General features: G+C 65.5%; 17 protein-coding genes. 14 read left to right on the plus strand and 3 right to left on the minus strand.

The features are described from left to right. Positions 1–258 precede the first annotated feature (258 nt). The 4 genes from JOF48_RS01375 (at position 259) to JOF48_RS19960 (ending at position 5,615) form a co-directional block, all read left to right on the plus strand. Positions 259–1,422, plus strand: coding sequence for an MFS transporter (locus JOF48_RS01375; protein WP_209676616.1), 1,164 nt, complete (start codon positions 259–261; stop codon positions 1,420–1,422). 335 nt (positions 1,423–1,757) lie between these two features. After that, on the plus strand, positions 1,758–4,370 hold the full coding sequence (locus JOF48_RS19440) for a LuxR C-terminal-related transcriptional regulator (RefSeq protein ID WP_245346358.1): 2,613 nt from the start codon (positions 1,758–1,760) through the stop codon (positions 4,368–4,370). A gap of 434 nt (positions 4,371–4,804) precedes the next feature. Continuing rightward, positions 4,805–5,332 (plus strand): sigma-54-dependent transcriptional regulator family protein, encoded by a 528-nt coding sequence (locus tag JOF48_RS19955; RefSeq protein ID WP_342591118.1) that lies wholly within the window; start codon positions 4,805–4,807, stop codon positions 5,330–5,332. A 13-nt stretch (positions 5,333–5,345) separates the two neighbouring features. Continuing rightward, positions 5,346–5,615, plus strand: coding sequence for a hypothetical protein (locus JOF48_RS19960; protein WP_342591119.1), 270 nt, complete (start codon positions 5,346–5,348; stop codon positions 5,613–5,615). Between the two features lie 408 nt (positions 5,616–6,023). Here JOF48_RS19960 and JOF48_RS01390 read toward each other — a convergent pair whose 3' ends face one another. Then, positions 6,024–6,179, minus strand: a complete 156-nt coding sequence (locus JOF48_RS01390; protein ID WP_209676618.1) for a hypothetical protein — start codon at positions 6,177–6,179, stop codon at positions 6,024–6,026. 608 nt (positions 6,180–6,787) lie between these two features. Here JOF48_RS01390 and exaC point away from each other — a divergent pair. From exaC to JOF48_RS01405, 3 genes are all read left to right on the plus strand, one after another. Beyond that, positions 6,788–8,311: an acetaldehyde dehydrogenase ExaC gene (gene exaC / locus JOF48_RS01395; protein WP_209676620.1), complete on the plus strand. Its 1,524-nt coding sequence runs from the start codon at positions 6,788–6,790 to the stop codon at positions 8,309–8,311. A 220-nt stretch (positions 8,312–8,531) separates the two neighbouring features. Continuing rightward, entirely contained in the window at positions 8,532–9,542 is a 1,011-nt protein-coding gene (adhP, locus tag JOF48_RS01400; RefSeq protein ID WP_209683995.1) for an alcohol dehydrogenase AdhP, read from the plus strand. Positions 9,543–9,746: 204 nt separating this feature from the next. Next, on the plus strand, positions 9,747–10,160 hold the full coding sequence (locus JOF48_RS01405; protein ID WP_209676622.1) for a DUF779 domain-containing protein: 414 nt from the start codon (positions 9,747–9,749) through the stop codon (positions 10,158–10,160). A 224-nt stretch (positions 10,161–10,384) separates the two neighbouring features. Here the strand turns inward: JOF48_RS01405 and JOF48_RS01410 are convergent, their stop codons facing one another. After that, positions 10,385–11,143 carry a class I SAM-dependent methyltransferase gene (locus JOF48_RS01410; RefSeq protein WP_209676624.1) on the minus strand — a complete coding sequence of 253 codons (759 nt, stop codon included), beginning with the start codon at positions 11,141–11,143 and terminating at the stop codon, positions 10,385–10,387. Positions 11,144–11,176: 33 nt separating this feature from the next. Between JOF48_RS01410 and JOF48_RS01415 the strand changes: the two genes are divergently transcribed. From JOF48_RS01415 to JOF48_RS01430, 4 genes are all read left to right on the plus strand, one after another. Beyond that, positions 11,177–11,803 carry a Maf family protein gene (locus JOF48_RS01415; RefSeq protein ID WP_209676626.1) on the plus strand — a complete coding sequence of 209 codons (627 nt, stop codon included), beginning with the start codon at positions 11,177–11,179 and terminating at the stop codon, positions 11,801–11,803. A gap of 292 nt (positions 11,804–12,095) precedes the next feature. Next, complete coding sequence (locus JOF48_RS01420) at positions 12,096–12,539, plus strand: hypothetical protein (RefSeq protein WP_209676628.1); 444 nt, start codon at positions 12,096–12,098, stop codon at positions 12,537–12,539. Further along, a complete protein-coding gene (locus tag JOF48_RS01425; protein ID WP_209676630.1) occupies positions 12,536–12,910 on the plus strand; it encodes a winged helix-turn-helix domain-containing protein in 375 nt (124 codons plus the stop codon). The genes JOF48_RS01420 and JOF48_RS01425 overlap by 4 nt, the downstream gene beginning before the upstream one ends. A gap of 65 nt (positions 12,911–12,975) precedes the next feature. After that, on the plus strand, positions 12,976–14,832 hold the full coding sequence (locus JOF48_RS01430; RefSeq protein ID WP_209676632.1) for an acetyl/propionyl/methylcrotonyl-CoA carboxylase subunit alpha: 1,857 nt from the start codon (positions 12,976–12,978) through the stop codon (positions 14,830–14,832). 120 nt (positions 14,833–14,952) lie between these two features. Here JOF48_RS01430 and JOF48_RS01435 read toward each other — a convergent pair whose 3' ends face one another. Next, complete coding sequence (locus JOF48_RS01435; RefSeq protein ID WP_209676634.1) at positions 14,953–16,362, minus strand: MFS transporter; 1,410 nt, start codon at positions 16,360–16,362, stop codon at positions 14,953–14,955. 374 nt (positions 16,363–16,736) lie between these two features. Between JOF48_RS01435 and JOF48_RS01440 the strand changes: the two genes are divergently transcribed. The 3 genes from JOF48_RS01440 to JOF48_RS01450 are packed head-to-tail and all read left to right on the plus strand — an operon-like array spanning position 16,737 to position 21,915. Further along, on the plus strand, positions 16,737–18,122 hold the full coding sequence (locus JOF48_RS01440; protein WP_209676636.1) for an MFS transporter: 1,386 nt from the start codon (positions 16,737–16,739) through the stop codon (positions 18,120–18,122). Continuing rightward, the gene (locus JOF48_RS01445; protein WP_209676637.1) at positions 18,122–20,380 is read left to right on the plus strand and encodes a molybdopterin oxidoreductase family protein; all 2,259 of its coding nucleotides are present in this window, start codon (positions 18,122–18,124) and stop codon (positions 20,378–20,380) included. The genes JOF48_RS01440 and JOF48_RS01445 overlap by 1 nt, the downstream gene beginning before the upstream one ends. Further along, entirely contained in the window at positions 20,377–21,915 is a 1,539-nt protein-coding gene (locus JOF48_RS01450) for an FAD-dependent oxidoreductase (protein WP_209676639.1), read from the plus strand. The genes JOF48_RS01445 and JOF48_RS01450 overlap by 4 nt, the downstream gene beginning before the upstream one ends. Positions 21,916–21,936: the final 21 nt, after the last annotated feature.

The raw sequence follows: 21,936 nt of genomic DNA on the forward strand, positions 1-21,936 counted from the left end.
ACCGTCGTCCAACAATATTTTCCCTGCAATGAGTGTTGGAACATCAAGAGCAGGTTGCCAGTCCAGGTCGTGGTCCGCTACGCGACCAGGCGGGACGCCGTTTCTGTCAGTAATCAATTCGCCGATAGGGACAATGTGCGGATAGATTACATTCCCGTGACCGTTCTATCATCCTCGCGCTGGCCCCGTTCCACCTCACGTTCTGCCGGAGCGCCCTCACCGCGCCGTCTAATGCTGTCCCTTCTGGCGTCCTACATAATGCTGTATGCCACCTACTCGGCACTTATAGCAGTGTTCCTGCCGCTGCAAGTTGAGGCGATTGATCCCGGCCGCAAGGTGGCCAATCTGGCGTTGGTTACTTCGCTATCAGCGGCGGCCACCGTCTTAGTGCAGCCGGTGATCGGTCTGTTCTCGGATCGTACAGTGAGCAGACTGGGCCGACGAGCTCCGTGGATGCTTGCCGGTACTTTGGCTGCTGTGCTGTGCATGGCTGGCTTGGCTTCTGTAACGACGCTTGCCTGGATCTGCATTTTCTGGATTCTGGTACAGGTTTTTCTGAATGTTGCCAATGGGCCCATGTCGGCCATAGTTGTCGACAGGATCTCTGCTGCCCGGCGGGGAACAGCATCCGGCTTCGTCGGGGCAGGCTTCCTGCTTGGCACTGCAGGTGGGGCTGTGCTGGCCGGTGCTCTTGCAAGTACCCCAAAATACGGCTACTTCATTATCGGGACACTTCTGCTCGCTGTCGTCGCGGGTTTTGTCCGGCTGAATCCAGACAAAACGGTTCCCCTGCTGCAACAGAAGAAGATTAGCCGGCGAATATCGATCAGGAGCTGGATCAGTCCCTTCCAAAGCCCGGATTTTGTTTGGGTTTTCGCCGCGCGCTTTCTGATGATCCTGGCCTTCCACAGCGTCACTGGATACATGCTCTACATTCTCCAAGAACACATCCAGGTTCCGAGCGGTCAGGCACCGAGGCTGGTGGGTTCCCTGCTGGCAGCGCAGCTGGGCGCTGCACTGCTGACGATTCTTGCTGGTGGCTGGCTTTCAGACCGGTTAAAGAAACGAAAGGTCCTGGTCGCGGTGGCTTCAGCCATAATGGCGGGAGCGATGACAATACCGCTAGCTTTCCCCACCGTTCCGGGAATGTTTCTCTTCGCTACTGTCTTTGGGTTCGGTTACGGCGTATATACGTCAGTTGACAAGGCCTTAATGACGCTGGTGATCCCCGATAGCGCTGGGGCGGCCGCCAAGGACCTTGGGATACTGAACATCGCAACCAATATTCCGCAGATGATGGCCCCGGGACTGGCCTGGTTCCTAATCAGTTATATGGGTGGCTACTCCTCCCTGTTCGTTGTTGGCGGGGCACTTTCCCTGCTGGCCGCTATGGCGATCTTACGGGTGAAAAGTGTTGATTAGTCCGATGTTGTCAGCGGAATGCAGGCGTGGGTGAAATTGCGGGGTGAAGCCACCGGTCAGTCCACGATCAATGACACTATGATCCAAGGGATGCCTTTTACTCGGAAAGATGGGTGGCGGACTGCTTGTGCGCCTCTGAGGCCCACCGGTCCTCTCACGAACGCTCGCGTGGCAGCCTCAGAGGCCGGCCTTCCGCCGCGCATGCCGCGAGGAAGAGACGTCATTGTTCAACCCGCATCTGCCAGAATTGGACCAGTAGATCGTGGTCCACGCTGGCTAGAGTTGGAATCTCTTGGTGGAACAAACGCAACAGAAAACATGCGCCAAGGAGCGAATTGAATATCGAAAGAATGGTTGGCGTCCCGCGCATTCCAGGCGGGGTCGCGCGAAGACCTCGACTTTTTCAAACGCTGGCAAGCCACGACGATGCAGCTTTAATCGTCCTTCGTGCTTCTGCCGGGGCGGGTAAGACCGTGCTTGCTGCGGATTACATTCGCAGCGAGAATCGATCCTGCGTCTGGGTGACTGTGGATTCGAGCTACGCTACACGCTCGGCCTTTTGGACAGTGGTTTTGCAGCGTCTTGCCTCCTTCCTGGGAGATGATCCAAAAGCTTCTTTACCTCAGGATTTCGACGTCCGCGACGTGACAGTCCGCACCCGGTTGAGGGAAGCCTTCGAATTGAATCCAGCGCAGCTGACACTTGTGATTGATGACTATCAGCTTTTGGAGAATACTGAAGTCGAGGAGGACATTGCTTGGCTGGCCACGACTTTCCGTCAGATACGTTTCATGGTGTTGACCCGTTCGCGGACTGGCTTAGAGTCTCCTGATTTGATGGCACGACTTGATACCGCTGTCATCTGTATGGATGAACTTCTCTTGACACCGAAGGAAGCTGAACAGGTTATCAAGTCAATCGGTGCGGAGGCACTGGGAAATACGGCGGAAGTCATGGCCGTGACAGCTGGATTCCCGGCGTCGGTTCGTGCGCTGGCCAACGGTGTCGCTCTGCTGGAAAGTCGTGGCCGCCAGCCATCCCATGAAGACATAGTTTTCCTGGCTGCCCAACCGATGCGTACGGTTCTTAAAGCCTATCTGCAGGATAAGAATTTCGGTGAGTTCCTGTGTAAGACTTCGATTCCAGAGTCCATGAGCGTAGATCTTGCCCGTGATTTAACAGGAAGCAACTGCGCCGAAGTTTTTCTGCAGCACGCTGAAGACCTAGGCCTTGCCCTGTCTTCCGGTCAAGGGACGGACCTGTCATACACCTACTCCGCGCCGCTCCGAGAAGCATTGCTACTCGAATTGCACGAAAGATTGCCTGCAATCGTCCCAAGCCTGCAGCGCAGATGCGCTCAGTGGTATCTTGCGAACGGCAGTTCTTTGGCAGCCCTGCAGTCTGCGCTCTTGGCGGGAGACTTGGGGCTGGCCAATGCAGTCATTCGGGGCAGATGGAGTGACCTGTTCCAGTTCCATGGAAAAAGTGCGTTGGCTCTCCTGCGTGATCAGCCACTGCGGAAGCTCCAGCGTTACCCCATCATGCTCTTCTTTATTGCCATTTGCTACAATGCATCGAAAATTCATAAACTCCGCGCAGCCGAATATTTTGCATTTGCCATTACTTCGGCACAACTTCACTCATCCCGACTCAGAGTCACTGATCGGGTCGTCATCCAGATGATTCTGGCCATAAGCTTTCGATTGTCCGGGTTGGGGGAACAAGCACGAAAGGCAGCGACCTTATGCTTGGATTTGGCAGCCTCCCTCAGCGCTGAACAGCGGGATGAGGTGGCGGGTTTACTGCCAGCGATTTACGTGCACTGCGGTCTTTCGCTTTACGAAGCTGGGGAATTGGACCGGGCCCTGGACAGCTTTGGTTTAGCTTATATCTGCGTCGTTAGCGAACACACGGCCACAACGAGATTCCAAGCCGGCGGTTTGGTTGCCATGGCCCACGCAATTAATGGTGAGATTGAGGAATCTCGGCTCTGGCTACGAGAAATCGAGAGCAAAAGTTGGCCGCTTGAGTGGTATAGCAAATACATCGGCGCAGGGTATCGGATCGCAACGGCTTTGGTCAGGATCGAGGAGCACAATTTTGTAGCCGCGGAAGCGGCTTTGGCTGAACTGGCACCTCACCGCACAACAATTGAGCATTGGTCTCAAATGGTCTATGCAGAAACTCTGCTCGCCCTGCTGCAGAGCAATGCTGGACATCAAGCAAACTTTCTTGAGAATTCACTGAAGGACAAACATGCGAGGCCACGTTTGGCTCCAGTTTCCCAGAGCAACGTCGGCGCATACTTGGCGATGCTCCACATCGCCTCCGGCAACCACCACAAAGCCCGAGTGACTATTCGCAAGTGCCCCCTTCGAACGGCTGAGGTACACATTGTCAGTGCTCACTTGGCCCGGGCCACAGGAAACTTACAGAAGGTGTTTACTGATGGACCGAAAGCCATGAAAAATGCCTCGCCGCGGCACCGGGCTTCATTTCTTCTGCTGAAGAGCATAACTGTCTTGAAGGGCGGGAATAATGACGCTGCACTGGAGTTACTGGATGCGGCCTGCGAGTTGATGTCGACCAACGACCTACGCTCTCCCCTCGCCTTTTTATCTCAGGCTGACGCTGGTGCTCTCCAGCAATTGGCATCAACGAGTACCTCGTCGACCACCCGAGCAGCGGTGGAAGAGACCCCCTTTGCGCCTGTTCTACCGCCCCCGGAACTGTCAGCAGCACTCACGGTGCGTGAAGTAGAGGTAATTCAGGTGCTGGCCACCGCTGTCGATACGAAGGAGGTTGCGGAGCGGCTGTTCGTTTCTATCAACACAGTCAAAAGTCAGCTGCGTAGCGCTTATCGAAAGCTCGGAGTATCTTCGCGCGAAGAAGCGTTGCTGGAAGCGGTCCGTCAAGGCATCCTTGACCACGACTATCCGGAGACGTGAAAGCCTGTTGATGGTCGGCCTCCTGGGAGCCGCATCGCAGTAGTGGGATTCGCAAATCCCCCCAGCTCCAGCCCTGCTGAAAAACGCAACCGGTGGCAAGGCCTTCATCAACGGGCAGTTGGCCTATGTGTGGGGTCCTGACCAGGACGGGCTCCGCCGATTGGCGGCCTCCCAGCTGGTCGATACCGGTGCCGCCCAGGTCAACGAGGTCGCCGCCGGGTTTGATGTTAATACGGAGTCGTTGCGGCGCTGGCGCAAGTCCCTTGAAGGGGTAGCCCTGCTGGGGTTGTCGCCGGTGAAGAAGGGCCCCAAACGTCCTGCTGGCAGAATCAAAAGCATCAGAAATCCGTGCTGTTCGAGCCGGCGGGGCGAGCCTGCGGGCCACCGCCGAAGCGACGGGAGTTTCCACCGACACGGTCCGGCGAGCCCTGGGCATGACCACCACAACGGAATCGGCACGGGCCTGGCTCCGTGACTGTGCAGCCCCGGTGTTTGCTCCGGCTTCCCACATTCACCATGCCGGGCTGTTTCTGGCGTTGCCGGCCCTGGAAAACACCGGCCTGCTCGTTGCAGTGGGCGATGAGCACGGCCGGCTTTTGTGGGTTGAGGGCGATTCCGCGGCCCGGCGCCATGGGGAAGGCATCAATTTCGCCAGAGGGGCCGACTGGTCCGAGACCGCCGTTGGTACCAGCGCCCCCGGCACCGCACTGGTCCTGGGCAAGAGCGTGCAGATCATGGGTGAGGAGCACTTCAACCCGGCAATCCACTCATGGAGCTGCACGGCAGTGCCTCTGCATGACCCCGATTCCGGCTCCATTTTGGGCATTGTGGACATAACGGGCGGGCCGGAGGCCGTGGGCGCCAACACGCTCTCACTGGTGCAGGCCTCGGTGGCCGCGGCCCAGGCCCAGCTGCGCATCCAGCGCCTGGAGCTCCGCTCCGAACAAGCCTCTGTACCGTGACAGCCTGCAGATTTTGGGCCGGGACCAGGGGCTGCTGCATGTGGCCGGCGAGGTCATGCCCCGCTCGCTGGCCCCCGCCATCGAAACCATCCGCAACCGTGTAGCCTTCCAACCGCGCGAGGCAATCCTCAACGACGCCAGCCCGGATGTCCTGCTGAGCTACCTGCGCCTTCCCGAGGCCGCGGACGACGTCGAAGCCTGGCGCACAGCACTGCGTCTCCTCCCGCCGCGCTCACCCAGGCGATCCGCCGTCGTGGCTCATGTGGAGGCGTTAGAGGCCTGATCCTTGGGCACTTCGCCCACCCTCCAACGCTCCTGCAGCAGATGTGGTCTTTTCCCAACGCTCCCGCACCTTCCGGGGCAGTAATTCCGGCCCCGGGTCAGCTGGGACGATTGGCGGCCCGTCGACTGGAGACAAAACGCATTCCTCGCCCCCTACATCGAGGGAACCACCGTGAACTGTCAATTTTGGCCCTCAAATACAAGATTGAGGGCCAAAATTGACAGTTGGCGGTGGTGGCACGGCCCGAGGTGTCCTCGCAGCGCGATATCGGGCCGAGGGGCTGAAGCGGCGCGGCTCACGTGGAGGCGCGGCCCACGTGGAGGCGCGGCCCACGTGGAGACGCTGAAAGCTGATCCAGTGCTGATCGAGCTCGTCGGGTCCAGTGCACGGGCTCAGATCAAATCGTCCCTATTCGTCCTTAGAGCCAGGCCGGGCGGCAGCGCGTTCCTCGGCTGCCCGGCTCCGTTCCCTCAGCTCGCGGACACGGCGGACCTGTCGGGCGCGGACAACAATGAGGATGATCACGATTGCCAGCGGGACTACAACGAGCCAAAAGAAATACATGCCCACAGTCTATGGGCGCAGGCTATGGGCGTCGCCTTCACGCGGCGGACCCGGGCACCGCTGTCTCAGGTCCCGTCAGCTACATCAGGTCCCGTCGGCGCGGCGCTGCGGGTGCTCATATGTGCCGGCTGCGGTTTCATGCGTGGCATTGCCTGCGTCCTTGACCTTCAAGAGTTCGACAAGACCGCGGGCCATTCGCGCCGCAGCCTCACTGCCTTCGGCTTCGGGTGAGCCAGGCACCGGGGCGGCATCCGCCGTCGGGTCTGGGATTCTCGAGCCCGGGCCCGGAAATGTTGCGCCCCGGCCTGGGACCGCAGCAGGTTTCCCAAACGTAGGTTGAAAGGTGCGGGCATGCCCGTACAACTCCGCGGTGCGTGCGGCCTGCCGTGCCCTCCCTACCTTCGCCAATATGAGGGCCACTAAAGCAAACACGAGCAACAAGACAACAACAAGAACCAGTACATCCATCTAGACACCCTATCGGCAGCGCCACCAAAGCGATGTGATCCAGCTCATGCAACCTGGTTGCAACGTTGCTCCCCGTACGCTTCCAACCAAGGACGCAGATGTCCCCCACCACTGGCCCCAACCGCAATGGAGTTTGAACAATGGCTGTTTACGCACAACCCGGCACCGATGGATCCAAGGTCACCTTCAAGGCCCGCTATGAGAACTGGATCGGCGGCGAGTGGGTTGCCCCGGTCAAGGGCGAATACTTTGAGAACATCACCCCCGTCACCGGCAAGGTTTTCTGCGAAGTTGCCCGCGGCACGGCAGAGGACATCGAGCTCGCACTGGACGCAGCGCACAAGGTGGCACCGAGCTGGGGCCAAACCTCAGCCACCGAACGCGCCGCCATCTTGAACAAGGTGGCCGACAGGATTGACGAAAACGTCGAGCTGCTCGCCGTCGCCGAAACGTGGGACAACGGCAAGGCCGTCCGAGAAACCCTGAACGCCGACATCCCGCTCGCGGCAGACCACTTCCGCTATTTCGCCTCCGTGGTCCGCGCCCAGGAAGGCAGCCTGACCCAGATCGACGAGAACACCACCGCCTACCACTACCACGAGCCGCTCGGTGTGGTCGGGCAGATCATCCCCTGGAACTTCCCCATCCTGATGGCTGTTTGGAAACTGGCACCGGCACTCGCTGCGGGAAACGCCGTCGTGCTTAAACCAGCGGAACAGACACCCGCCTCCATCCTGGTCCTCATGGAACTGCTCGCCGATATCCTGCCGCCGGGCGTGATCAATGTGGTGAACGGCTTCGGCGTCGAGGCCGGCAAGCCGCTCGCCTCCTCCAAGCGCATCCGCAAGATCGCGTTCACCGGCGAGACCACCACGGGCCGACTCATCAGCCAGTACGCGTCCCAGAACCTGATTCCGGTCACGCTGGAGCTCGGCGGCAAGAGCCCCAACATCTTCTTTGACGACGTCATGGACAAGAATGACGCCTTCTACGACAAGGCGCTGGAGGGCTTCACGCTCTACGCCTTCAACCAGGGCGAGGTCTGCACCTGCCCGTCGCGCGCACTCGTCCAGGAATCCATGTACGAGAAGTTCATGGCCGATGCCGTGGCCCGCACGGAGGCCATCATCCAGGGCAACCCGCTGGACACCGACACCCAGATCGGCGCACAGGCCTCCAACGACCAGATGGAAAAGATCCTCTCCTACATGGACATCGGCAAGCAGGAGGGTGCCAAGGTCCTCACCGGCGGCGAGCGCAACATCCTCGAAGGCGACCTGGCCGGCGGCTACTACGTCAAGCCCACCATCTTCGAGGGCACCAATGACATGCGCATCTTCCAGGAGGAGATCTTCGGCCCCGTCCTGGCGGTGACGAAGTTCGACGACTATGCCGACGCGCTCCACATCGCCAACGACACCCTCTACGGCCTCGGCGCCGGCGTCTGGTCCCGCAACGGCAACGTCGCCTACCGCGCCGGCCGCGAGATCCAGGCCGGCCGCGTCTGGGTCAACAACTACCACGCCTACCCCGCGGGAGCGGCGTTCGGCGGCTACAAGTCCTCGGGCATCGGGCGTGAGAACCACGCCATGATGCTGGACCACTACCAGCAGACCAAGAACCTGCTGGTCAGCTACAGCGAAGACAAGCTCGGCTTCTTCTAACCCCTTCCCTCGAACCCCTCGAACCTCTCGAACGCTGTCGCAGCAATGGCGAGTTTTTCAGGCACGCTGTCGCAGCAATGGCGAGTTTTTCAGGCACGCTGTCGCAGCAATGGCTGGAATTTCAGCATCCCCATCGCATCTCCCACGCACGACGCCGGGCACCCGCCCCGGGTGCCCGGCACCCCAACCCCCATGTTCAAAGGAGAACCCCATGACAACCATGCAGGCAGCAGTAGTAAAGGAATTCGGCACGCCCCTCTCGGTGGAGGAGTACCCGCTTCCCACTCCCGGACCCGGCCAGGCACTGGTCAAGCTGATCTCCAGCGGCGTCTGCCACACCGACCTCCACGCGGCAGAGGGCGACTGGCCGGTGCAGCCCAGCCCGCCCTTCGTGCCCGGACATGAAGGCGTGGGCGAGGTGGTTGCCCTCGGCGAAGGCGTCACCTCACTCGCCGTGGGCGACCGCGTGGGCAACGCCTGGCTCTGGACCGCCTGCGGCGACTGCGAATACTGCCGCACCGGCTGGGAGACCCTGTGTGAGTCGCAGGAAAACGGCGGATACAGCGTGGACGGCTCCTTTGGCGAGTACATGCTGGTGGACGCCGACTTTGCCCCGCGCATTCCCGACGGCGCCGACCCTGTGGAGATCGCCCCGGTCCTGTGCGCCGGCGTCACCGTGTACAAGGGCTTGAAGATGACCGAGGCCCGGCCCGGCCAGTGGGTCGTAATCTCCGGCATCGGCGGGCTCGGCCACATCGCCGTGCAGTACGCGGTGGCCATGGGCCTGCGCGTTGCCGCCGTGGACATCGCTGAAGACAAGCTGGCGCTGGCCCGCAAGCACGGCGCCGAAGTCACCGTCAACGCCCTCAGCGAGGACCCGGTCGAGGCCATCCAGCGCGAGACCGGCGGCGTCCACGGCGTCCTCGTCACGGCAGTGCACCCGGCCGCTTTCGGCCAGGCGATCGGCATGACGCGCCGCGGCGGCACCATCGTTTTCAACGGCCTGCCCCCGGGCGACTTCCCCGCCCCCATCTTCGAGGTGGTGCTCAAGGGCCTGACCATCCGCGGTTCGATCGTGGGCACCCGCCAGGACATGGAGGAGGCCATCGACTTCTACGCCCGCGGCCTCATCCACCCCACGGTGGCCACGCGCGGCCTCGGCGAAATCAACGAAGTGCTCGATGAGATGCGCGCCGGCAAGATCGACGGCCGCGTGGTCATCAAGTACTGACACACCCTCTCCCGACCCCGGCGCAGCAATGACGGGTTTTTTAGGAACCCCGGCGCAGCAATGGCCGGTATTTCAGGAACCCCAGCGCAGCAACGCCAAGGTTCCACGGCGCGAGGCCACCTCACAGCGCAAGGTGGCCTCGCGCCGTCGAACCCTGACATCATCACCCACCACATTCCACCCCCAATGCATAGGAGCAGTTTCATGGATGCCCTTCCGGAATCCCTGGATGCAGCCGTCACCATCCCTGGCGAAACACAATCCAGGGTGGCGCTGAGTGCCGCGGCTGTGGAACTGCTCCAAAAATTGTGGCGGCGGCACGGGCCGCTGATGTTCCACCAGTCGGGCGGCTGCTGCGACGGTTCCTCCCCCATGTGCTATCCGGCGGGCGAATTCCTCACGGCTGAGGCCGACATCCTGCTGGGCCTCTTTGAGCTGCCGGGGTGCGGTCCGTTGGAGTTTTGGATGTCGCGGGAGCAGTTCAACTACTGGTCGCACACGCACCTGACGGTTGACGTGGTGGATGGGCGCGGCAGCGGATTCTCCGTGGAGGCACCGGAGGGCAGGCGCTTTCTGATCCGTTCGCGCCTGGTGGACGGCTTTGCGCCCGGCTGCTGAACTGCGCGCGGCTACTTCCTGCGGTTCCGCGCCTGCTGCCGCTTCTGCACGATGACCGCAACCACGGCCACCACGATTGCTCCCGCCATGGCGATTTCCATAAGAATTCCTTCTCCCTTGTCCGCACGGATCCGGCCCGCAGGCCAACCTCCAGCATAGGCGAGGGAGCCCGGCGTCGCGCCTCCCGGGACAAGGCCTGCGCGGTGCCGTCTTGGGCGGATCCGCTACGGCTTGCGCGCTTCAATCAGGAAGCGGGTGGTAGTGGCGGAGAATTTTTCCTCGCGCTCGATGACGGCGTGGAGCTCGCGCAGCTTGTGGTCCCAGGCCGCCACGGTGAATCCCGGCACCATCCAGACGACCTTGCGGAGAAAGTACACGACCGCGCCGATGTCGTAGAACTCGGTGCGCAGGGATGCGGTTTGCAGGTCCGCCACCTCGAGTCCGGCAGCGGTTGCGGCGGTGGCGGCGTCATCCCAGTGCCGCCCGCGCCGCACGCTGTCGGGCTGCGGGCCCAGAAAAAACTCCACCAGCTCGAACACGCTCGCGGGCCCCACCTGTTGGGACAGGTAGGTGCCACCCGGGGCCAGCACGCGGTGGATCTCCGACCACCAGGCCTTCACGGGGTGCCGGCTCGTGACCAGGTCAAAGGCGTTGCCGGCAAAGGGCAGCGGCGGCTCGTCGTCGTCGAAAACCACGGCAATGCCGCGCGGGTGCAGGCGCTGCGTGGCCGTGGGCAGGTTCGGCGGCCAGCCTTCCGTGGCAACGGCCAGCGGCGGAACCACCCCCGCCCCGGCCAACACCTCGCCGCCGCCGGTCTGCAGGTCCAGCGATGCCCGCGCCACGGCCATCCGCTCCGACATCAGCCGCTGGTAACCCCACGGCGGCCGCTCCTCCAGGGCCCGCCCGTCCAGCCAGGAGAAATCCCAGCCCGCCACGGACACGGCATCCGCCTCGGCCACGAGGTCTTCGTATGTTCTGCGCATCCTCCCACCCTATGTGCCGCTTAGGCTTGAGTCATGACCCTCCCGCTCATCCTCGCCTCCGCGTCCCCCGCCCGCACCAAGCTCCTCACGGATGCCGGCATTGCCCACACCGTCATGGTTTCCGACGCCGACGAAGACGCCCTCACCGCCGCCGCCGGCCCCGTCACGCCCGCCGAAACCGCACTCCTGCTGGCCCGCGCCAAGGCCGAATCCGTCGCCGCCACCACCCCCGGTGCGCTGGTGATTGGCTGCGATTCGGTGTTCGAGCTCGACGGCACCCCTTACGGCAAGCCCTGGGAGCCCGCCGTTGCACGGGAACGCTGGCAGCTGATGCGCGGGCGCTCCGGCGTGCTGCACACCGGCCACTGGCTCATCGCCACGGAAGCCGCCGGCACGCACGACGGCGGAGCCGGGGTTGGGCACGGTGAGGTCACCAGTGCGGTGGTCACCTTTGAGGACGTCTCGGACGCCGAGATTGACGCGTACGTTGCCACGGGAGAACCCCTGCAGGTGGCCGGCGCGTTTACGATCGACGGACTGGCCGGTGCCTTCATCACAGGCGTGCAAGGAGATCCGCACACCGTGGTGGGGCTGTCCATTTCCACGTTGCGGCGCCTGATGGCAGAGCACGGGGCTGCCGTCACGGATTACTGGGACTGAGGCCCCCGGCCGGGCCGCGTCAGACTGTCCAAACACTGCTTCTGCCCTCAACTCTTGCTCCAAAGCATGCCCCTGCGCACGATTCAGGCCTTGGGCCCGGTATTACTCATGCCCCTGCGCATGGTTATTCCGCAACCACGCGCAACTCCAAGAGCTGCGCACCGTTGGGAAATATCCACGTGCAGGCGCAAAGTAGGCGCAGGGGATGCGATCCGAGCAACTACTTGACGCAATGGAAAGTAGTTTCATATAGTTGAGCCATCGCAGCAACCGTTCAATCGAAAGGCACGCCATGAGCCAGTCCGACAGCAGCCCCTCCGCCGAGGAAGCCCGCGCCCTTCTCGTCCAGGCCGAAGGCATCGGCAACTCGGCCACCAGCGCTTCCGGCTGGCCGACCGCCATGATCTTCATGTCGCTGGCCATCATCGGCTCCATGATGATGACCGGTTTCCAGATTGTGGCGCACACCGGATACGGTGCCCCGCTCCTCGCCGTCACGGTGGGCATCTGGGCGGCCATCACGGCCTTCACCTGGACGTTCATGCACCGGACCACCAAGATTGGCTTCTCCAGGCGCTTCGCATGGTCGCTCATCACGTACTTTGCGGTCTACATCCTGGGCATCGTCATCGGCGTGGTCCAGTTCCCCAACGGCAACATGGCCTACTACATCACCGCCGCCGTGGTCTTGGGCGCCACGGGCATTGCCGCAGCCTTCAGGGAGCTGCGCGCATGAGCCCGAACCCAGCACCGAAGAAGCAACAACATGAACCGTACCAGCCGGAAAATGCAGCCGCGGCGCCAGCGGAAGCGCCCCAGCATCCCCGCCACGAACTCAGCGAGGTCCTCCACCAGCCCGTGCGGTTCTCCATCGCCGCGGCACTGGCCCGGACCGAGACCATGGACTTCAAGGACCTGCGCAACACCATCCAGGTCAGCGACTCCGTGCTGAGCAAGCAGCTCTCCACCCTGGAAAAAGCAGGGTTTGTGGAGATCAAAAAAGCCTTCGTGGGCAAGTTCCCGCGCACCTCGGTGAGGCTCACTGCAGCTGGGCATGAGGCATGGGGCCACCACATGGAAACCCTGCGCCGCATCGCCGGAGGATAACGGGCGCAAAAGTTGTAGGAACCCCACAAAAGAATCGCCATCCACACGCATATACAGCATCATGCATGCGGAAAATCCACATATTCACGCTAGGCTCTTTTGAGAATAGAAGGAGTCTGCCAGTGAGCATTTCACCATCCGCCCCGGCCCACAAGCTGAGCAAAGTACTGATCGCCAACCGCGGCGAAATTGCCGTCCGCATCATCAGGGCAGCCCGCGACGAGGGCATCGCCTCCGTGGCTGTCTACGCCGAGCCGGACCGGGAAGCGCTGCACGTGCGCATGGCCGACGAAGCCTTCGCACTGGGCGGCGCCACTGCGGCAGACTCCTACCTGGTGGTGGACAAGATCATCGACGCAGCGCACCAGTCAGGCGCCGACGCCGTGCACCCCGGCTACGGCTTCCTGGCCGAAAACGCTGCGTTTGCCCAGCGCGTGATTGATGAGGGCCTGACCTGGATCGGTCCCTCCCCCGCAGCCATTGCCGCGCTGGGCGACAAGGTCCAGGCCCGCCACATCGCCGAAAAGGTGGGCGCACCCCTGGTCCCCGGCACCAAGAACCCGGTGGAATCCACGCAGGAAGTCCTTGACTTTGCCGACGCCCACGGCCTGCCCCTGGCCATCAAGGCTGCCTACGGCGGCGGCGGGCGCGGCATCAAGGTGGTCCGCACCCGCGAGGAAATCCCCGAGCTGTACGAATCCGCCGTGCGCGAGGCCGTCGCAGCCTTCGGCCGCGGCGAATGCTTCGTGGAGCGCTTCCTCGACTCCCCGCGCCACGTGGAAACCCAGTGCCTCTCGGACGCCGCCGGCAACACCGTGGTGGTCTCCACCCGCGACTGCTCACTCCAGCGCCGCAACCAGAAGCTCGTCGAGGAAGCCCCGGCACCGTTCCTCTCCGAGGAGCAGAACAAGCGCCTGTATGAGGCCTCCAAGGCCATCATGAAGGAAGCCAAGTACGTGGGCGCCGGCACCTGCGAATTCCTCGTGGGCACCGACGGCACCATCTCCTTCCTCGAGGTCAACACCCGCCTGCAGGTGGAGCACACCATCTCCGAAGAGGTCACCGGGATCGATCTGGTCCGCGAGCAGTTCCGCATCGCCCGCGGCGAGGAACTGGGCTACGGCGACCCCGAAGTCCGCGGCCACTCCTTCGAGTTCCGCATCAACGGCGAGGATCCGGGCCGCGGCTTCATGCCGGCCCCGGGCACCGTCACCACGCTGACCCTGCCCACCGGCCCCGGCGTCCGCGTCGACTCTGGCATCACCGCGGGCGAGGTCATCGGCGGCAACTTCGACTCCATGCTGGCCAAGCTGATCGTCACCGGCGCCACCCGCGAACAGGCCCTGCAGCGCTCCAGCCGCGCGCTCGAGGAAATGCAGATCGGCGGCCTGCCCACCGTCCTGCCCTTCCACCGCGCAGTGGTCGTGGACCCCGCCTTCGCTCCGGCCAACGGCGAAGCGTTCACCACGCACACCCGCTGGATCGAGACTGAATTCAACAACACCATCCCCGCCTTTGACCTCACCTCGGTGGATGGTTCCACGGACGACGCCGGCACCCGCCAGAGCGTCACCGTCGAGGTGGGCGGCAAGCGGCTTGAGGTGACGCTGCCGTCGTCGTTCTCTGTGGGCAGCGGCTCGGGCAACGGGGCGAAGAAGGCCAAGAAGGCCGGGCGCAACCGCAGCGCCGGCCCCGCAGCCGCCAACGGCAACGCACTGGCCTCGCCCATGCAGGGCACCATTGTGAAGGTGGCCGTGGCCGACGGCGACGTGGTGGCCGAGGGCGACCTCATCGTGGTCCTGGAGGCCATGAAGATGGAGCAGCCGCTGACCGCGCACCGCGCCGGCATCGTGACGGGGCTCAGCGCAGCCGCCGGCGACACCGTCTCCGCAGGCGCCGTGCTGGCCACGATCGAGGACTGACCTCCCCAAACAACACCCCCAAACAACTGTGACGCAGTTACTGCACGAAAATCGCCTCGGAAGGCGGTTTCCAGTGCAGTAACTGCGTCACAGTCGCTTAATGACTAGTTGCCTAGTGGGTCAGCTGACGTTGGAGTTGTAGTCCAGGTCGCGGGTTTCCTTCATGATGAGCAGCGAAATGAGCGTCAGCACGGCCATGGAGGAGAGGTAGATGCCCACCAGGACGGGGCTGCCGTCGGCGGCCTCCCACAGTGCCACGGCGATGAACGGGGCCACGGCCGCGCCCAGGATGCTGGACATGTTGTAGCTGATGGCCGAGCCGGTGTACCGCACGTTCGTGGGGAACAGCTCCGGCAGCAGCGCACCCATGGGCCCGAACGTCAGGCCCATCAGAGTGAAGCCCAGGACCAGCAGCGTCATGACGCCGGCGGTGCCGGCACCGAACAGCGGCACAAAGGCGAAACCGAACAAGATGATGCCGGAGGTGACCCAGATGAGGGTCTTGCGGCGGCCGTATTTCTCCGCCAGCGGGCCGGACACCAGCGTGAAGATGCCGAAGAAGACCACGCCGATGATCAGCATGATGAGGAACTCGTTGCGGGTGTAGCCCAGGCCCGGGACCCACGCGGCGATGGCGTCGGCGGTCATGGGCTTGCCTGCGGCTTCTGCCTTGGCCTTGGCCGCCTCGAGCGTTGCGGGGGCCGTGCCGTAGGACAGCGTGAACGTGGTCATGAGGTAGAACAGCACGTACGTGGCCAGCATGACGAAGGTGCCCAGGATCAGCGGGCGCCAGCTTGTCTTGAACACGCGGCCCACGGGCAGCTTGGAAACTTCGCCCTGGTCGATGACCTTCTGGAACGCGGGGGTTTCCACCAGCTTCAGGCGGACGTACAGGCCGATGATCACCATGACGGCGCTGAGCAGGAACGGAATGCGCCAGCCCCATGACTGGAACTGGTCGGTGGAGAGCCCAAAGCTGAGCCACAGGAAGATGCCGTTGGCGAGGATGAAGCCGATCGGCGCACCCAGCTGCGGGAACGTGCCCCAGATGGCGCGCTTGCCTTCCGGCGCGTTCTCGGTGGCCAGCAGGGCCGCACCGCTCCACTCGCCGCCCAGGGCAAGGCCCTGCATGAACCGCATGACCACCAGGAGCGCCGGTGCCCAGAACGTCCAGCCGGGGACGAGCGCCGTCGGAAGGCAGCCGATCAGGAAGGTGGCGATGCCCATGGTCAGCAGCGAGGCCACGAGGGTGCCCTTGCGGCCCACCTTGTCGCCAAAGTGGCCAAACACGATGGACCCGAGCGGGCGGGCAACGAAGGCCACACCGAAGATGGCGAAGGAGCTCAGCAGCGCCGTGGTGGCGTCGGCCGTGGGGAAAAACAGTGCGGGGAAGACCAGCACGGCGGCCGTGGCGTAGACGTAGAAATCGTAAAACTCGATGGTGGTGCCGATGAGGCTGGCGATGATGACGCGGCCCCGGCTGTTCACCTGCTTCGGGTCGGCCTGGTCGGCCTTGGCGGAAGAGCTCATGGTTCAGCTTTCTCTGGGTGCTGCGCGCGGTGGTGCCGGCGCGGCTGGATCTGACAATTCAATCCCCCCACATTATCCACATTGTCCATCTGGTGGACAACCGGAACCATCATGTGGACGGATGCGTTCGCCGCCCTGCCACGGACGACGGCGGAGCCCGCCTCCGCGCCGGCGGTGCATCCCGCTGTGGCAAGGTCCCGGCCGGGACGCACGGGGCACCTCCGCGGGGTCCGGGGCAGCACCAGCTGGTCCTCACGGCACCGCCGCATCCATGGATAGGGAAACGTCACAACAAGTTCACACCCCGTGACCGCCGCCGAAATCCCCGCTTCATAGTGTGAATCCATCACACGAAGCGACTGGGAGGAACTTTCATGACTGTGGAGAAGATGGACGGCACCGCAACTGCGGCCGGGCACACAGGCGCTGGACTGCACGGCACCCGCGGGCGGTGGCTGCACGGCTGGGACCCCGAGGACCTGGGGCAGTGGACGGGCGGGGGCCGGGCCATCGCCCGGCGCAACCTGGCCTGGTCCATCGCGTGCGAGTTCCTGGGCTTTGTGGTGTGGCAGCTGTGGTCGATCGTGGTGGTGTTCCTGCCCGCGGCCGGCTTCACGTTCAGCTCCCCGGAACTGTTCTGGCTGATCTCCATCCCCTCCCTCGTGGGCGCCACGCTGCGCATCCCCTACACCTTCATGGTGGCAAGGTTCGGCGGGCGCAACTGGACCATCGTTTCCGCCCTGCTCCTGCTGCTGCCAACACTCGGCATGGCCTGGTGCCTGGGCAACCCAGGGACGCCGTTCCCCGCCATGCTCGCCGTGGCGGCACTGGCCGGGCTGGGCGGCGGCAACTTCGCCTCCTCGATGGCCAACATCACCTTCTTCTACCCCGCCCGCGAAAAGGGCTGGGCGCTGGGACTGAACGCCGCCGGCGGAAACCTGGGCGCCGCCGTCGCACAGTTCATGGTGCCGCTGGCCGTGGCCCTGCTGGCCTCCGGCACCCTGGGCCTGCCGGTTGGCGGCCTCATGTGGGTCCCGCTGATCCTCGTGGCCGCATGGGGCGCCTGGCGGTTCATGGACAACCTGGCCAGTGCCAAGTCGGATGTGGCCGGCTCCCTCGCCGCACTCCGCGAGCCGCACCTGTGGATCCTGGCGCTGCTGTACATCGGCACCTTCGGCTCGTTCATCGGCTTCGCCGCCGTGTTCCCCAAGCTGATCATGGACTCCTTCGGCCCCGGCGTGGGCCTGTCCGTGGGCCCGGCGGTCATCTCGCTGGCGTTCCTGGGCGCACTGGTCGGCTCGCTGGCCAGGCCCTGGGGCGGGCGCCTGGCGGACCGCTGGGGCGGCGCCCGCGTCACGGTCGGCTGCTTCGGCGTGCTTGCGGTGGCGGCCATGGCGCAGCTGCTCACCCTCCCGCTCGGCAGCTTCCCGCTGTTCCTGCTGCTGTTCCTGGTGCTCTTCACCGCGGCGGGTGCCGGCAACGGCTCCACCTACCGCATGATCCCCATGGTGTTCGCGCTGCGGGCCGCCGACGGCCGCACTGGCGCCGCCCGCAAGGCCTCGGCAGCACTCGGCATCATCTCCGCCATCGGCGCCTACGGCGGATTCCTCGTCCCGCAGCTGCTCAACGCCTCCCGGCAGGCCACCGGCGGCTACGGTGCGGCGTTCGCCGGATTCGTCGCCTGCTACCTGGTCCTGATGGCCGTGACCTGGGCCGTGTACCTGCGCCCCTCCTCCGCCGCGTCGCTGGGCCGCATCTGATGCCCCGCGAATTCTTGCCGGGCACGACGCCGGACCCCCGCCTCCCAGCCGGACCGTCCGCTGCCGCCGTGCGTGCGGCCGGGACGGGCTCCGGGCCCGGTTCCGCACCGGCCGCCCCCGCAGGAACCGACACACACTGCCCCTACTGCGCCCTGCAGTGCGCCATGACGCTGACCCCTGCACCCGGTTCCGCCGAACCCGCCGTCACGGGCCGCGACTTCCCCACCAACCGGGGCGGGCTGTGCCGGAAGGGCTGGACGTCGGCGGCTCTGCTGGGGCACCCGGAACGGCTCACCGCTCCCCTGCTGCGCGGCCCGGACGGCGTCCACCGCCCCATCGGATGGACGCACGCCCTGGACCTGGCCGCCATGAAGCTCGCAGCAACCCGCCGCCTCCACGGCGCGGATGCCGTGGGCGTGTTTGGCGGGGGCGCCCTGACCAATGAGAAGGCCTACCAGCTCGGCAAGTTTGCCCGGCTGGCCCTGGGCACCTCGCGGATCGACTACAACGGCCGCTTCTGCATGTCGTCCGCGGCGGCTGCCGGCAACCGCGCCTTCGGTGTGGACCGGGGCCTGCCGTTCCCCGTCGAGGACCTGGACCGGGCCCGCACCATCCTGCTGCTGGGCTCCAACGTGGCCGAGACCATGCCCCCGTTTGTCCAGCACCTGCAGGGCGCCCGGGCGGCGGGCGGGCTCATCGTGGTGGACCCGCGCCGCACGGCCACGGCGGACTTTACGGCCGACGGCGCCGGGCTCCACCTGCAGCCGGTCCCCGCCACCGACCTCGTGCTGCTGCTGGGCCTGTGCCACATCGTCATCCACGAGGGGCTTGCGGACCAGGAGTTCCTGGACAGCCGCACCACGGGCCGCCATGAGGTGGTCCGCAGCGTGGCGCAGTGGTGGCCTGAGCGGGTGCAGTCGGTGACGGGCGTGCCCGTGCACCTGCTGAGGGAGACCGCCCGCCTGCTGTCTGACGGTGCCCGCAGCGGCGGCGCCTACATCCTGACGGGCCGCGGCGTGGAACAGCACGCGGACGGCACCGACACCGCCACGGCGGCCATCAACCTGGCCCTGCTGCTGGGCCTGCCCGGCTCCGCCAACAGCGGCTACGGCACCCTGACGGGACAGGGCAACGGCCAGGGAGGGCGGGAGCACGGACAGAAGGCAGACCAGCTGCCGGGATACCGCAAGATCACCGATCCCGCCGCCCGCGCGCACGTTGCCAAGGTGTGGGGCGTGGAACCGGACGACATCCCGGGACCGGGGCTGCCCGCCGTCGAACTTCTTGGCGAACTGGGCCGCAGCGTGCGCAGCTTCCTGATCTTTGGGGCCAACGTTGCGGTCTCGGCGCCCAACGCCTCGAAGGTCGTGGCGGGGCTGCGGCGGCTGGACTTCCTGGTGGTGTGCGATTTCTTCATGTCGGAGACGGCGCGCGAGGCGGACCTGGTGCTGCCGGTGCGCCAGTGGGCCGAGGAGGAGGGGACCATGACGAATCTCGAGGGGCGGGTGCTGCGCCGCCGGGCCGCCGTGGCCGCGCCGGCCAGGACGAGGCCGGAGCTGTGGATCATGGCCGAGCTCGCGCGCCGCCTGCAGGCCCCGTCCACTTTCAGCGACGATCCGGAGGCCGTGTTCACGGAGCTGCGCGCCGCGTCCGCCGGAGGGCTGGCCGACTACTCCGGCATCGACTACGCGCTGCTGGATTCCGGCGCCGGCGCCTACTGGCCCTACCCGGCCGGCAGCACGGGCACGCCGCGGTTGTTCACGGACGCGTTCGCGCATCCTGGCGGGCGGGCCGTCCTGGTGCCGGTCTCCCCCGCCGCCGCGGAGCCGGTCCGGGACGCGCTGTTCGCCGGCAGCACCCTGGCCTTGGTCACGGGCCGGCTGCTGGAGCACTACCAGTCGGGCGCCCAGACCCGGCGCGTCCCGGAGCTGGCCGGCGCCGTCCCCCGTGCCCTGCTGCTCATCCACCCGCTGGCCGCCGCCGCCCGCGGCATTGTCGACGGCGGACCGGTCACCATTGCGAACGCGCGCGGCACGGTGCGCTGCACGGCTCTTCACAGCACCACCGTCCGGACCGACACCGTGTTCCTGCCGTTCCACTTCCCCGGGGAGGAGAGCGCGAACCTGCTCACGGGCGACGCCGCCGACCCCGTCTCCGGCATGCCCGAATTCAAGGCCAGCTCGGTCGCCGTCACGGCAGGGTGGGCGGAGGCGGACCTTGCCGGGGCACACCTGGCCGGGGCCGGGGTGCCGTCATGACCGCCCAACATGTGGTGGTCGTCGGATACGGCCCGGTCTCGGCCCGGCTGGCCGACGGGCTCCTGCCCGCCGTCCGCCGCGGTGAACTGGCGCTGACAATCATCGGGGAGGAGACGGCAGCCGCCTACAACCGCGTCCTCGTCGCCGACCTCGGGGTCGGCCGGACCACCGAGGAGGCCATTTCCGTCTCGGACCCCGCCGAACTCGCGGCCGCCGGTGTCTCCGTCCGGATGGGCGTGCGGGTGCGCCGGGTGGACCGCGCCCGGCAGTCCGTGCTCTTGGCCGACGGCACGGCGGTCCACTACAACCGGCTCGTCTTCGCCACCGGCGCCCGCCCCGTGGTCCCGCCGCTGCACGGGCTCAATCCGGATCCGGCAGCGCGTGCCGCCCTGCCCCGTGGCGTCACCGCGCTGCGCAACCTTGCCGATGCCGCGGTGCTGCGCCACGCCGTCGACCGCCGCCATCGGGTGGTGGTGCTGGGTGGCGGCATCCTCGGCCTCGAGGCCGCCCTGGCTGCGCATGACGAGGGCGCCCAGGTCACGGTGGTCCACCACGGCCCGCACACGCTGGGGCGCAGCATCGACGCCGGCGCCGGGCACACCGTGGGCGCGGCGCTGCGCGCGCGGGGCATCACCGTGGTGGCCGATGCTCGCGCCGTGGGTGTGGAGCTGGGCCGGCCGGACGACGGCGAACCCGCCTTTTCGGGGCTGCTCCTGGACGGCGGGGCGTGCGTTGCGGGGGAACTGCTGCTGCTTTCCTGCGGCGTCAGGGCGCGGGCCGGGCTGGCCGAGGGGGCGGGGCTGGCGGTGGACCGCGGCATCCTCGTGGACCACGGGCTGGCCGCCCTGCATGATCCGAACGTCTTCGCCATCGGCGACTGCGCCCAGGTGCGCTGCCTCGATGTCTCGTGTGCGGGCTGCGCCCCGGGCAACGGGCCGCCGGGCCTGATCGGTCCCGGCTGGCGGCAGGCCGACTGGCTGGCGGGCATGCTCGCCGGGGCTGCCGGAGCGTTCGCGGCGGAGGCGCCCGTTCCGCTGCCGGCCGAGCGGGCGCCGGTCATGATGCTCAAGGCCCGCGGCGTGGAGGTCGTGGCGGCGGGAGATGTTGCGGCCGGGCCGTTTGACGGCGTGCCCGGGCTGGCCGTGAGCGTGTGGGCGGATCCGGAACATGGCAAGTACGTGAAGATGTGCACCCGGGACGGAGTGCTGGCCGGCTTTGTCAGCGTCGGCATGCCCCGCACGGCGGCCGAGTTGTCGCTGCTGTTCGAGCGGGGGTCCGAACTGCCAGCGGACCGCTCGGCGCTGCTGCGGCTCGACGGCCCGGACAGCCTGCCGGCGGGAGCCGCGGCCGATCCCGCCCGGACGGTGTGCCGCTGCGCCGGGGTGCCCGCGGAAACCATCACAGCCGCGGTGGCCGGCGGCTGCGACACCGTGGCGGACGTTTCGGCTGCCACCCGGGCCGGCACGGGCTGCGGCGGCTGCCACGGCGACATCAGGGAGCTGATCGAGGCGCACTTTGCCCCCGCCGTCAGTTGAACCGGACCTGCACGCGTTCGG

This window comes from Arthrobacter stackebrandtii (assembly GCF_017876675.1).
Taxonomy (GTDB): Bacteria; Actinomycetota; Actinomycetes; order Actinomycetales; family Micrococcaceae; genus Specibacter; species Specibacter stackebrandtii.